Raw genomic sequence first — 14,849 nt, forward strand, 5'->3', positions numbered from 1 at the left:
TTTGGCTCTTCTGTCACCTTTGGTTCTTCCGGTTTTTCTTCTTTGATTTCTTCTGTTATTTCTTCTTCAACTTGCTCTTCTTCTGGTTTTACATGAATTTCCGGCTTCTCCGTAACTTCTGGCTTCTCTAGCTCTTTCGGCTCTTCTGTCACCTTTGGTTCTTCCGGTTTTTCTTCTTTGATTTCTTCTGTTGTTTCTTCTTTAGTTTGTTCTTCTTCTGGTGTTACCCAAATTTCCGGTTTTTCTGTTACTTCTGGATTCTCAAGCTCTTTCGGTTCTTCTGTTACCTTTGGTGTTTCCGGGTTAGTTGGAGCTTCCAGTTCTTCTATCGATTCTTCTTTACCTTGTTCTTCTACTTCTGTTGCTTCATGTATCTTTATATTTGTAATATCATATCCGTTAACTTTCGATTGATATCCTGATACTGGTCGTTCTTTTACTTCATACATATGAACTTTTCCTTCATTATCAACTGCTGGTAACTTTCCAAACTCATATTTCCAGCCATTTGCTTCCGTAACTTCTTTCGTTGCAATGACCTTGCCGTTTTGTAGTAAATCTACTTTAATCGTTTTTGGGCGATCATTTACTTTATCGCCTTCCCACGTTTTCGTTCCTGCAACAGATGTAGTTTTTAACTTATTTGAAATCATAAGTTTAATTCCGTTTACAGCATCCTGCTTAATTGTAAAAGGAATTTTTGCTTTCGGATCAAACTCTACGTAATTCGGCGCAGCGATTTCTTGTACATAGTAATTACCTGGAGCAAGGTTTGGTGCTTCAACTATTCCGTCTTGGTTTGTTGTATAAGAATCACCAACTTGCTGACCTGACTCTGTAAATAATTTAAAAGAAACACCTGGAATCACTTTACCTTCGTTACCTTCAATATGCTTTACAATTTGCAGCGTTCCTTTTGTAGGTAAATCCCCTTCCGCTTCGCCACCGAATGATATATTTTTAACCTTTACGCTATTCGATTCAGAAGTAGGCTTCTCATATAAAATTTGATAATCAAGTTTATAGTCATTTTGTAGAAATTCTAATTTCTTTCCACTCTCAGTTATAGTTGATGTATAAGCAACGGTAAATGAATTAGCGCTCCCCATATGTCTATAAACTACGACTTCAAATGAGTTATCACTAGTAAACTTAATATATCCATAACCTCGCTGTTGAAATTGCTCAAGAGACAAATATTCTCTATTATTAATCGTTATATAGAAACTACCTGTATTAAGCGTTTGTCCTTCTTGTAACGTATCTTTCAAAACGATATTGTCATGTAAATGTTGTTTCTTTAAATTAATATTTAAAAACCAACGTACTTCATTACTTTTGTCTGGCTGAATATCACCAGATTTATAGAAAAAGATTCCCGGTTCTTTACCATCCCCTTTCGGATGAGTAATGCTAACCGTTTGTTTCTCTAAATTTGTTCCTAAATTCGTTTGTACATCTTTCGTTTTTCCTGCTTCTACATTCGTACCTTGAACAGTGAAATTAAAGCTCCCTCTAATATTCTCAAGCTTCTCTACTGTATCATTAAATGTACAAACTACATTATTCCCATTAATTTGGCACGTACCAAAAACACGCCCTGACTCATCCTTTAACGCAATTGTGCCACTAAAACCCTTTAATTCTGGTGGAAGTGCTAACGTTAATGTATCCCCGGACTTCATCTTTTCCCCAGGTTTTTCACTAAAATCTACACGTATGCTAGTCTGTTCCCCATAATTTAATTTTGTTTTTTCAATCGCAAAACTATCAACAAATCCTGCTGTGTTTAATTCTTGAGCATGCCCTATGATAGGCATAAAAATTTGTCCAATAAGAACAGTAAAAATAAAACAAATTACAGATATTCTTTTTAAATATGTACTCATAAAACCTCCAATATTAATTGTTAAACTTTTTAACCGTGAAATCCATTCCACCCAAAATACCCCTTAAACTAAGGGGATACAGACTAAAGATTATTTGCAGCATCAAACCATCGTTAGTTCTACAACATAAAGTAATAAACAATACAATTCATTCACTACATTGTGTTCATTCCTACTTTTTTCGGGCAGCCAACAATAAATACTATTCCTAATAAAAATACATTACAAGACTGTTCATTTACATATTAATTTGTTACTATGTTCATGCTGCCAAAATATACTAAATGACCATTTTATTCATAGAGTCATCTGATGACTGACTTTCTTTATCTTTCATCGATAATTCTCCTCTAATACCTTTATTCCACTCTTACTACATTTATTATTTTAACATTTATACAATCCACCTAAAAAGTTCACAAAACCCTTATTTAAAGCGTTTTTCATACATTTATAAACAAAATACAATCTCCAAAAAAATATTTTTATATAATAATAAAAGAGAGTTTACATAGAAAATACATACCATTTTTTCAATCGTTTTCAAAAAAATAAAGCTACCTTTTCTTACGAAAAAAGATAGCTTTATTTGTATAGACGACTGCTCTACTCCCTATTGTTTTGCGCCTTTTAACGACTCTCTCAGGACAAATTTTTGTAATTTTCCACTCGCATTACGAGGCAGTTCATCCACAAATAAATAATGACGCGGGCGTTTATAATCTGCTAATTCATCACTTTCTTTACAATATATTTCCAAGTCTTCTTCTGTAATCGCTTCATCTTTCTTTACAACGACAGCCACAACACGTTCTCCCCATAATTCATCTGGTTCACCAAGCACCGCAACATCTAATACACCAGGATGACTATGAAGGAAATCTTCAATTTCACGTGGATAAATATTAACGCCTCCGCTAATCACCATATCATCCACACGATCTGCGACGAATAAATAGCCATCTTTATCGAAATAACCTAAATCACCAGAGTGATACCATCCTTTATACATCGATTTTGCATTTGCTTCTTCTCGGTTATGATAACCAGCCATCATAGTTGGGCCGCGCAAAATAATCTCCCCAACTTCATAAGGAGGTAATACATCATCTGGCTCTGCTGGTGCGTCATCGTTCGGTTTTACAATGCGGATTTCATGACTAAAGCACGGTGTTCCCGCTGAACCTGCTTTCGTAATTTGATCTTCTTCTACGAGAAACGCAACAACTGGCCCCATTTCTGTCATTCCGTAAATTTGGACAAGATCAATATAAAGACGTTCTTTACATTCCTTCACTAGCGCTGGAGCCATCGCTGCTCCTCCATAAACACCAATCTTCATCGAAGTTAAATCATACTGCGTTAAATCTTTTTGCAGTAACATATTCCACATCGTCGGTGCTGCAAAAAACGTCGTAATCTTCTCTTCTTGAATCGTATGTAATACTCTATCCGTATCAAAGTGATGTAAAATCACATTCTTTCCACCAACTTGAATGCGCGGAATGATTCCAGCGTTTAACTCGCCACAATGATATAAAGGCGCAACTACAAGTCCGGTACTATCTCTGTTATATTTTATGAAATACGTGCAAATCATACTATGCTCAGTCATTTCACGATGGCGATGTAGTACGCCTTTCGGATGACCAGTCGTACCGCTTGTATATAACATAGAACAATAATCCATTTCATCGACTTCAATATTTACTTTTTCAGCTGATGCTTCATTTACTTTTTCATGGTAAGAACTCGCATAGGAAGGTGTATCGTCTTCTACATACCAAAAAGACGAATTTGGAAAATCTCGTTCAATAATAGCAACAGTTGATTCAACTGCTTTTTCAAAGACTACTACTTTCGAGGCTGCATCTTGGAGGATATACGATAATTCTTTTGCTTTTAAACGGAAGTTAATCGGGTTAAAGATTGCCCCAATTTTCGCACAGGCTAAGTAAACGTTTACAAATTCGCGGCAATTATATAAGTAAACAGATACAGTATCTCCCTTTCTTACACCTTCTTCCAACAGAGCTTGCGCCGTTTTATTTATTTGCTCATCCCACTGTTTATATGTCCAGCGAATATTTTTTTCCGGCTCTACTAACGCCTCTTTATTCGGATACTTACCAACCGCTAAATCAAATATTCTCCCTATCGTCATGTACATGCCAATAATTTCCCCCTTTTCTCTTTCATAAATCTATCATTTCGTCCATAAGTAGACATTGTCCTCCAATGATTTGACTAATTTTTCTGATTATTATCGACATAGTTTTACAAACAGTTCCGTTTATCGGCAAATGAAATTATACCGGCGGTTTGTCGAATATATCGACTTACCGACAAAACTGACATGATAAAGCGCAACTTTAATCACCACTCAGGCATTTACAGGCAGACCAACTTCCACAAATAGCGGAATAAAAAAGAGGCTATTCCAAATCGGAACAACCTCTTTCTTCTTATACAAATAGCTCTTCTAAAATTTTCAGTTTATCTTCTGTATATTTTACGAAGCCATCGTTATATGATTTTGGATCTTTCGGATTTGCGAAGTGCGTAATTGCACCTGTCTTCGGATGAACAAATTTACTTGATGCACCACAACCAAGTCCGATAATCGATTGAACTTCTTCCATAATAACAATGTTATAAATACTTTCTTGCGTCGGCATTGCATAACCAACGTTCTCTAAGTTACCTAAAATATTCTTTTGACGATATAGGTAATATGGTACGTAATTATGCTTTTGCGTCCACTCTTCTGCTTCGTGCATCATCGCTGTAATTTCTTCGCGACCAGCTACTTTATATTTACGTTTGTTTTGCGTCATTTCAGAAGCACGTTTAAATGATAACGTATGAACTGTTAACGATTCTGGCATTAACTTTTCTGTTTCATCTAACGTATGCTTGAAGATATCTAGCCCTTCACCAGGAAGACCAATAATTAAGTCCATATTAATATTGTTCATTCCCATTTCACGAGCTAAGTGATACTTCTCAATTGTTTCTTCTACAGTATGATGACGCCCAATCGCTTTTAGTGTCTCTTGATGGTATGACTGCGGATTAATACTAATACGGTCAATATTCCATTTATTTAACACTTCTAGCTTAGCTGGCGTAATTGTATCGGGGCGACCTGCCTCAACTGTTACTTCACGCACATTTTTCACATCTGGGAACGCCTCATACATTTCTTCATACAGCATATCCATCTCTTCTGCTGTAATACTTGTCGGTGTACCGCCGCCGTAATAAATCGTCGTAACTGTTACACCTTTTTCTTTTAAAAACTTACCAATTTCACGAACTTCATAATGTAAACCACCTAAGAACGAATCAACAGATCCTTGGCGTCCGTTAATTGCATAAGCCGGGAATGTACAATATGCACATTTTGTTGGACAGAATGGAATACCGATATAAATACTTACTTCCTCTTTCAAACGGTATAAATCCGGAACTACCGCTAATTGGCAATCCACAATACGCTGAAGAAGTTCAATTTTCTCTTCATGAATTAAATAGCTTTCACGAAGTTCTTGATGCGCTTCTTCTTTTGACATACCACTTTGAAGCATTTTATGAAGAAGTTTTGTCGGACGAACTCCTGTTAAAATGCCCCAGCTTTGTTCAAGACCAGTTAACTGCTGAAGAACAGAAAGATATACATAAGAAACAACGTGCTTCACTTGCTTCATACGCTCTTTTTCATCTGTGAAAGCAGATAAATCTTTTGCGAATGTTTCTTCATACACATTTCCAGTAGCAACATCTGTTAAACGAGCAGATGCTTTCACATTCTCTTCAATGTGTATATCAACAATAAGATTTGCTTCCTCTTGTTCAAATCCAATCGTACTATCTTCAAAAAATAAGCCGCCAATATTTTGCAGCGGACGTAAAAAACGATCATCTTGTAACGTTTTAATTGAAATTAACAACATTATCACCTTTTCATTTGCAAACTCTCTTTAGTTTACTTGAAGGGCGTTTGTAGGTCAATACAGAAGGTTTTACCTTATTTCTATATCCTATTTAAAACAAACTGAATATTGGTTTTTCAAGAACTTTTCCAAGTTATATAGACATTAGAATATGCTCTTGTTACAATCTAGAACGTATTAGTACTTGCTACTAATTTAAAATACACCTAAAGGAGGACTGTTAACACGACATAGCTACTATAACGTGTTAAAAAACAACTATGAAAAAAAGTTTTTACAACATTTTAGCACTATCTTTGGCATTACAAGCATTTATAGCACCTACCCATTCATTCGCAGAAAATATAGAGAAAACTGCGGAATTGTCTATTGATGAACAAGCTTTAAAAAGCATTGAAGAACATGCAAAACAGCATAGACATGACGAAGAAAACGACCTTGAAATCTCGGGTGAATATCTTCTCCACTTATCAACAAAACTTCCACTATACGATGCAAACGACTTAAAAACCAAAACAAATATTGAAATTACTGAACCAGTAGTAAAAGCAACGAAGAAAAAAGGTAATACATATTATATACAAACTACATTTGGTTCTGGCTGGGTTAATAAGGAAAGTACTAGTTTAGAAGTACAAGAGATTCATAAACTCTCGGATCAAAAACTAATTGTAACAGAAGAAACATCAGTATATTCATTCCCTTTCCAATCGTTTAAAGAAGAAACAACATTACAGCCACAAACAGTAGCTCCTACTGAACAAGCTGGGAATTGGTTTAAAATTCAAATGAACGGAACTGAAAAATGGATTTATGCACCTTCAGCTACATTTGAAGGTACAAAAGCATCATTATTTGAAAAAACAAGTTCTATCGAAAAGAGAAGTGCAACTTTCTTCAAAACACCATCTAATTTGCCTACAAATAACGTTTATGGTGTTACATTTAAAGAAATGATTGTTCCAAAAGGGAATGAAAACATTCGTCCCGGCTACGCAATGGAACCGAAATACATTACAATTCATGAAACTGCTAATACGAGTAAAGGTGCTAACGCGTTAAATCATGCAAAGTACTTAGATAGTCAAGCACGCGGGAAAACTGATCGTTCAGCATCTTGGCATTTTACAGTAGATGACAAAGAAATTTATCAACATCTACCAATAAATGAAGTTGGTTGGCATGCTGGAAATAAGACTGGAAACTATGAATCTATCGGAATTGAAATTGCTGTGAATAGTGATGGAAATTATACGAAAGCGGTAGAAAATGCCCGGAAATTAGCTGCTTATTTAATGAACGAATTAAACATATCTCTAGATCACGTTCAAAAGCATCAATTTTGGAGCGGAAAAAACTGCCCTGCATTTATGATTCAACGCGGACAATGGGATGCTTTCTTAAAGGGCACGAACGCTTACTATAATGAAAATCGTAAAGAAGTTATTCCGCCGCCAGAAGTCCCTCATGAAAAAGACGATATTACAGGTGGATGGTATGAACAAGACATTCGTCAGTTAGCAACTAGAAAAATCATGTTCGGTGATGGAAATGGTTCTTACTGGCCAAACCGCCTCGTAACACGAGCTGAATTTGCAAATTTAATGTCGAGAGCTTTAAAATTACCGGCTGGAAACGCTACATTTACAGATTTAAATGAAGCGCATCCATCTTTAATAGACGGAATTAACCGTGCCGCTAGCGCAGGTATCATTAGTGGTCGCGGAAATAATAAATTTGATCCAACCGCTACAATCACACGTGATGAAGCTGTTATTATGATTGACCGTGCATTAGCATATAACTCAATTTATAGAAAAGAAATGAAATTACCATTCATTGACCAAGATTTAGCATACGATAAGAAGGCATTACAAAATGTTTACGCATACGGAATCGTAAAAGGGAACGAGCGTAATGAATTCGTACCAAAAGGCACAGCAACACGTGCTGAATCAGCCGCATTTTTAAATCGAATGCTTAAAGTTATTGAAGCTTAAATAAAAAAACTAAAAGGCATAAGAGATAACATTTCTCTTATGCCTTTTATAATACTATTAACTATTTTTAATCATAAATCTAAGACGTATTCCTAATAAAACAAGAGCAAAACCAATGAATGGTAGATAATTCATATCATGTCCGGTGGCTGGAAGACGTTGCGCATGAGATGCATCTTGTCCTTTTTCTGGTAAGGTAGGTTGTTCTTTATCTACGTTTACCATTCCTTCACCTGGTTTTTCTGTTTCTTCACCCGGTTTCTCTGTCTCTTCGCCTGGCTTTTCTGTTCCTTCACCCGGTTTTTCTGTTCCTTCACCTGGCTTTTCTGTTTCTCCACCTGGTTTTTCTGTTCCTTCACCTGGTTTTTCTGTTTCTCCACCTGGTTTTTCTGTTCCTTCACCCGGTTTCTCTGTCTCTTCGCCTGGCTTTTCTGTTTCTCCACCCGGTTTTTCTGTTTCTCCACCCGGTTTTTCTGTTTCTTCACCTGGCTTCTCTGGACCTTTGCTTGTTTCTTTTTCATTTGTAATTTGAAGTTTTACTACTTCAATTTCTTGATTAGAAATCGTAAATTCAATTTCCTTATCAGATAAACTGTATCCTTCTGGTGCCTGAACTTCTTTTAAAATATAATCTCCTGGCTCTAGTTCTTTCGAAGTTGCTTTACCATTTTCATCTGATGTTAATGCGTCTATTTTTGTTCCATCTTTCAAAATTTCAAACACTGCGCCCGCTAATTTTTTATCTTTATCATTAGCATCTACCTTTATAATTTCTATTTGACCTGTAATTTTTTCTTTCACTTTTTCATTTAATACTTCTTGCTTCATTACTGTATTTGCAACAACATTTACTTCTACCGTCACTTCTAACGCTTTATAACCTTCCGGCGCTTTCGTTTCTTCTAACGTATACTTTCCTGGCACTAAGTTTTCGAATGTTACTACGCCGTCTTTATTCGTTGTTTTCGCTTCTCCAACTACTTGACCAGTTTCATTTTTCAGCTTAAATTCTGCACCTTCTAGAACTTTTCCACTCTCTGCATCCTTTTTGATTACTTGTAAGCTTCCTAGTTCTTTTGTGTTTTCTACTTGTACTTGTACTACTTTGTTTGCTTCCACAACGACTTCAATTTCTTCTTTTAACAACTTATATCCTTGTGGTGCTTTCGTTTCTTTTAATGTGTATGTTCCTGGCTCTAATTTCTGAGAGATTACTTTACCCGTTTTATCTGTTCGTAACGTCTCTACTTTTTTACCATCTTTGTACACTTCAAATTCTGCATCTGATAATACTTTCGTTTTATCGTTTGCATCTACTTTTACGATTTCGAATTGACCGAGGCTCTTACTATTCGTTACTTTTACATCAATAACTTTTTCACCATCAACTGTTACATGAATTACTTGCTTTGTTAACTCATAACCTTCTGGCGCTTTTGTTTCTTCTAACGTATATTCACCAGGCACTAGTCCGTCTACTTTAACAGTTCCAGACTCATCTGTTGTAATTCCTTCTTTTACAACATTCCCTTGCGCATCTTTCAATGTAAATTCTGCGCCTGCTAAACGTTTCGCTTTATCTTTATCATCCGTCTTAATAATTTGTAGAGAACCTAAGATTCTTTCGTTTTCCGCCTCTACTTTCACTACTTCTTTCTCGTTTTGTATTGTTACTTTCCATTCTTTATTTGAAAGCTTGTAACCTTCTGGTGCTTTCGTTTCTTTTACTGTATATTCACCAAATGGTAATTTTGGTGACATCACTTCTCCACTCTCATCTGTTTTCAGTTCCGCTACCTTTTTACCATCTTTATATACTGTAAATTCTGCACCTGATAATACTTTCGCTTTATCATTCGCATCTACTTTTACAATTTCAAATTGACCTGTTACTTTTTCATTCATAACTTCTTGTTTTACTACTTCATTTGCTACTACATTTACTCCGACTGTTACTTCTACTGCTTTATAGCCTTCCGGCGCTTTCGTTTCTTCTAACGTATATTTCCCTGGCACTAAGTTTCCGAATTGTACTACACCGTCTTTATTCGTTGTTTTCGCTTCTCCAACTACTTGACCAGTTTCGTTCTTCAGTCTAAATTCTGCGCCTTCTAGAACTTTTCCACTCTCTGCATCCTTTTTGATTACTTGTAAGCTTCCTAGTTCTTTTGCGTTTTCTACTTGTACTTGTACTACTTTGTTTGCTTCCACAACGACTTCAATTTCTTCTTTTAATAATGTATATCCTTGTGGTGCTTTCGTTTCTTTTAATGTGTATGTTCCTGGCTCTAATTTCTGAGAGATTACTTTACCTGTTTTATCTGTTCGTAACGTCTCTACTTTTTTACCATCTTTGTACACTTCAAATTCTGCGTCTGATAATACTTTCGCTTTATCTTCTGCATCCACTTTTACGATTTCAAATTGACCTGTAGCTTTTTCAACAATTTTTTTATTCAACACATCTACAGTCACTGTTTTATTAGCAGCTACATCAACATGAACTAAACTAGATGATAGCTCGTAACCTTTTGGTGCTTCAACTTCTTTTAATGTATATGTTCCAACTGGAAGTTGTTTTGATAAAGCTTCACCTTTACCATCTGTAATAATTGTTTCGACAACGTTCCCATCTTTATCTATAACATCAAATTTTGCACCTGGTAAAAGTTGACCAGATTCACTATCTTTTTTCAATAATTTAAATTGACCATTTTCTACTTTTTTCGTATTCTTCATAACAAATTCAATTATGTTTGTATTATCAATTGTTACTTTTACTGGTGTATCAACTTTTATATATCCTTCTGGTGCACTAATTTCTTTTACAAAATAATCACCAAACGGTAAGTCTTTAACTTCTGCAATACCATCTTCGTTTGTTGTAACAGTAGCCACAACATGATTCTCTTTGTCTATAACATCAAATTTTGCGTCTTTTAAAACAATGTTTTCATCGTTTTCATCAACTTTTTTAATTTGTAAATTTCCTTTTTCTACAGCCGGATTTTTCCACTTCGGCCAATTAAATTTAAAGTTATGAACCTCAAATCCATCTCTTTGGTGTAATCCACCAACAAAGGCTTGTCCGTTAATAGAGCCACCCTTTGTCTCTACAACTGCATTAGGCGCAAATACACTACCTACTACACCATATCCTTTAGTTGTTATCTTTTTAGCATTAGGGAACACCCAAATGACTTTACTAGCTAACTCAGTAAAAAAGGAATTAGGGTCATATGCTTGAGAGGTATTAACTAATGTGAACCCGCCCTTATCTGTCGTATCATACAGGATTGCACCGCCACCAAAATTAACTTCTTCTGCATCTGAATGAATAACAATAAAATCTTTGTTATTTACATTTGGAAGATAAACATCCTTTACATTGAATGGTTCTTGCCCTTCTAATCCTGAAGAGACGTAAATATTAGAATTATTTACATCTTCACCGATCCCAAAGGTCATACCCGATTTTGGTTTATCAGTGTGTAATTGGCCCGCATCCTCAATTACACTATCAACATCTTTTCTAAACTCTTTAAATTTAGTATCAATCTCCGCTTGCTCTTTATAAGAGATACGGTCATACGATGATTTCATTGCACCTTCTGGGTCACCATCTTTTGTCATTGCCACTGTTCCATCTTGGATAATTACTTGTCCTGTTCCCGCTTTCGTAAATTGACCACCTAGTAATAATGACGGATATCCTTCATCTACCCATGTCGCTCCAGCTAAATTATTCGCTCCCGTTGCAGCCGCTAAGACTGTATAACTTGATGCATTCATATTTTTTTGAACAGCCATCGCACCCTCAATATCCGCACTCGTTGCACTATGATCTCCAAAAATGATTGCATTGTAATAAGATACATCACCTAAACCTTTTAATTCTGTTGTAGCTGCCTCTGCTTTATACGGTAAATGGATTAAAAAATTCATACATGCTAATAACACAACTATAAAACTACTACTTAATTTTTTTATTTTTTGATTAAATGATTTCCTCAAAAAATTCATTCCCCCTTTTATAATTCCTAAATTTACGAAATAAAGTACATTCCATATGTACCAATCCTTACTCACATTAACTTAAAATAATCCATTTAAATAAAACAAAGACACTCTACAACTAATTAGTAAAATTACTACAATTCATTTTTGAAATAATACGTGAACGAAATTATCATGCGGAAATTTTTTTACGTATGGGAGTTAAATAAAATTAACCTAGAGAATATTTCATGTGGTGTAACTTCGTCGGCAACATCATTCACTCTACAACAGTTTCCCAGAGTATTCAAGTGAATTGTATAGATTTCATACACAATTCACAATCTAGAACGTTTTCATTCATTTTAATTAGTTCAACAAAAAACGTAGCCAAAAAGCTACGTTTTTCTTTCATCATTTCGGTGTATTTTTATGATTCTTCAAAAACGGAAGCGGGAATTGCTTACGGAAATGTTCTTTAATCATATACTCTACACCGTTCTCACTATTTGAACGTGTAATCCAGTCTGCTGCTTGCTTTAATTCTACAGGCGAGTTCCCCATCGCCACACCAAGCCCCACATTTTCAATTACCTCTAAATCTTCCAGACTATCTCCAATCGCAACCATTTCGTTTAGCGAAATATTTAAATGCTCTCCAAGCAATTGTAATCCACGTAGTTTTGATACATTTTGCGGCAAGATTTCTATTCGTTTTGAGTCGCACTCAACATACTCTATATCTTGGAATGCTTTTCGTAATGTATTTAATCCTCGTTCTTTTTCACCTTTACTTTGGAAAATCACATCAATTTTTGGTGCCGCTACTGGATGATCACGGAGCGCATCACCTAACGAGTCTACAAACTGAACCGGATAAAATAACGGATCTGCGCTTGATAATACAGTACGCGCAATTAAGTTTGGTGTATTTCTCTCACGATTTCCGATTGAAAATCGTTCATGAGAAATGCGGACGTTACAATCGAAGTGCTCTAACACTTGCACAATGTTAAACGTCTTCTCTTCCGATAATCTTCTTTGAACGTACGGCTTATCTAACGTCGCTGAAACGAAAGCACCGCCATGTGTCACTAATATAGAATCTAATTTTAACGCCTTTGCTACCTTATAAGCGGATTGAAAATTACGGCTCGTAAATAATGTAACGTATACATCTTTTCTTTTCACAAATTCAATCGTTTCTCGTAATCCTTTTGCAATTTTTCCGTTGTTGTATAGTAGTGTCCCATCTATATTAAGAGCTAGTAAGCGATAAATCATGTCGCACTCCCCCTCTTCGCTGTTGTACTCTATCCATAATTTATGAAATAAATGTAGCAAATAGAACGAGTTAGAATTACTACTGAAAATTTGGTTTACTATATACATATACACTCAGCAAAGGAGATAGTACAATGCAAGCACCTCCTTCCTTTTATGAAGGCGATACGTTAGAAGTCGCAAAGAAATTACTCGGACAAAAACTTGTACATATTGTAGACGGAATAACACGAAGCGGAATCATTGTAGAAGTAGAAGCATATAAAGGTCCCAATGATAAGGCCGCACATAGTTACGGCGGGAGACGAACAGACCGTACAGAAGTCATGTTTGGCGCACCAGGACATGCTTACGTATATTTAATTTACGGTATGTATCATTGTTTTAACGTCATTACAGCGCCAGTTGGCACCCCGCAAGGCGTTCTCATTCGAGCCCTTGAGCCAGTAGATGGAATAGAAGAAATAAAATTAGCGCGCTACAACAAAACAGACGTTACAAAAGCGCAGTATAAAAATTTAACGAATGGCCCTGGCAAACTATGCCGTGCACTCGGAATTACTTTAGAAGAACGAGGTGTATCCTTACAAAGCGACACATTACATATTGAACTCGTCCCAGAAGAAGAACACATGTCATCACAATATAAAATAACAGCAGGACCTCGTATTAACATCGACTATGCAGAAGAAGCTGTACATTATCCGTGGCGTTTTTATTATGAGGGGCATCCGTTTGTTTCAAAAAAATAAAGTGAAACTTTAATCAGTGGGTTTTTTTTCATCCCCCACTGATTATTAGTTGAACCAATCGGACTTTTATGGGCAGTTGATCCCCCGCCTAAATTCTTTGCTTTCGCTGAATTTTGAGGTGGGGGTCTTACTGCCCATTAAAGCGGGATAAACGATATTAACGACACGGCAAATAAAAGAAGACTGTTCCACAATGGAACAGTCTCTCCCTTTTACTCCGCACCTTCCGCAGTCGCAATATTATCCTCTAAGTTTTCTCTTGATAATTCAGCCATCATAAAGTCAGCTGTTTCTGGAAGTGCTAAATGCATATGCGCTTTTTGACAAATTTGGATCGTACAGTTTTCAACAACATAATCGAAAACATGTCCGCCTCCGCTTCTTTCATCATCAATATAATGTAAGTGGAAACCAGCTACACCAATACCTTGCGCATAATCTGGTGTCCAAAATCCAGCCAGCGTACCTTCTGTATGCTTAAATGAAAAGATTGGTTGCGATTTCGTCACTTCAACGAGTGGTGTATACGGTTTTTCTTGTCTTGGAACAGTTCTCGTTCTTACTTCACGGAACGTACCATCCATTCGAATACCATAAAATAAGTTTTTACTCGGCATTAATTCATGTAATAAAGCTTCCACTTCTTCACGATTCATCGGACGCTCTACCGTATAACTCATTTCTTTTTCAAAAAACGTTACCGTCGCAAATGGCGTTGTTTCTTCTGGCTCTACTTTTTCCGCTGAACCGTCCGAACGTAAATGATAAAATTCATTATCAAATGCTATCATTTCACCATCTAATTGATCAAATGTGCCGATGCCGAAATCACCACGTTCTTTCAATTCCTCAAAGCTAATCACACCATCATATATACCATCTAATAGTGCAAGCATTGTAGATGTTTGATATACTTCATTACTCGTTTTCGTTTTTTTTGCATCAATATCGATTAATTGCGCAACAGTCATC

General features: G+C 36.0%; 8 protein-coding genes. 2 read left to right on the forward strand and 6 right to left on the reverse strand.

Features of this window, described 5'->3' with window-relative positions:
• The 3 genes from MR113_RS08935 to MR113_RS08945 all read right to left on the reverse strand — a co-directional run.
• A partial coding sequence (locus MR113_RS08935) for a Cna B-type domain-containing protein (protein ID WP_242253730.1) occupies nucleotides 1–1,889 on the reverse strand: 1,889 nt, incomplete at its 3' end.
• Between the two features lie 613 nt (nucleotides 1,890–2,502).
• Nucleotides 2,503–4,059, reverse strand: a complete 1,557-nt coding sequence (locus tag MR113_RS08940) for a fatty acid--CoA ligase (RefSeq protein WP_242253649.1) — start codon at nucleotides 4,057–4,059, stop codon at nucleotides 2,503–2,505.
• Between the two features lie 295 nt (nucleotides 4,060–4,354).
• Nucleotides 4,355–5,845 carry a coproporphyrinogen III oxidase gene (locus MR113_RS08945; RefSeq protein WP_002007015.1) on the reverse strand — a complete coding sequence of 497 codons (1,491 nt, stop codon included), beginning with the start codon at nucleotides 5,843–5,845 and terminating at the stop codon, nucleotides 4,355–4,357.
• A gap of 260 nt (nucleotides 5,846–6,105) precedes the next feature.
• Here MR113_RS08945 and MR113_RS08950 point away from each other — a divergent pair, with 260 nt between their 5' ends.
• Nucleotides 6,106–7,845, forward strand: a complete 1,740-nt coding sequence (locus MR113_RS08950; protein WP_242253651.1) for an S-layer homology domain-containing protein — start codon at nucleotides 6,106–6,108, stop codon at nucleotides 7,843–7,845.
• A 57-nt stretch (nucleotides 7,846–7,902) separates the two neighbouring features.
• On the opposite strand, the gene MR113_RS08955 is transcribed toward MR113_RS08950, so the two are convergent.
• Both MR113_RS08955 and MR113_RS08960 read right to left on the reverse strand, forming a co-directional pair.
• Nucleotides 7,903–11,859, reverse strand: coding sequence for an MSCRAMM family protein (locus MR113_RS08955; protein WP_242253653.1), 3,957 nt, complete (start codon nucleotides 11,857–11,859; stop codon nucleotides 7,903–7,905).
• Nucleotides 11,860–12,255: 396 nt separating this feature from the next.
• Nucleotides 12,256–13,125, reverse strand: a complete 870-nt coding sequence (locus MR113_RS08960) for a Cof-type HAD-IIB family hydrolase (RefSeq protein ID WP_242253655.1) — start codon at nucleotides 13,123–13,125, stop codon at nucleotides 12,256–12,258.
• Between the two features lie 134 nt (nucleotides 13,126–13,259).
• Here MR113_RS08960 and MR113_RS08965 point away from each other — a divergent pair, with 134 nt between their 5' ends.
• Nucleotides 13,260–13,877: a DNA-3-methyladenine glycosylase gene (locus MR113_RS08965; RefSeq protein ID WP_242253656.1), complete on the forward strand. Its 618-nt coding sequence runs from the start codon at nucleotides 13,260–13,262 to the stop codon at nucleotides 13,875–13,877.
• 212 nt (nucleotides 13,878–14,089) lie between these two features.
• Here the strand turns inward: MR113_RS08965 and alsD are convergent, their stop codons facing one another.
• Nucleotides 14,090–14,848, reverse strand: coding sequence for an alpha-acetolactate decarboxylase (alsD, locus tag MR113_RS08970; RefSeq protein WP_242253657.1), 759 nt, complete (start codon nucleotides 14,846–14,848; stop codon nucleotides 14,090–14,092).
• Nucleotide 14,849: the final 1 nt, after the last annotated feature.

The sequence above is a fragment of the Bacillus cereus group sp. BfR-BA-01379 genome, assembly GCF_022663605.1.
GTDB classification, from domain to species: Bacteria; Bacillota; Bacilli; order Bacillales; family Bacillaceae_G; genus Bacillus_A; species Bacillus_A mobilis.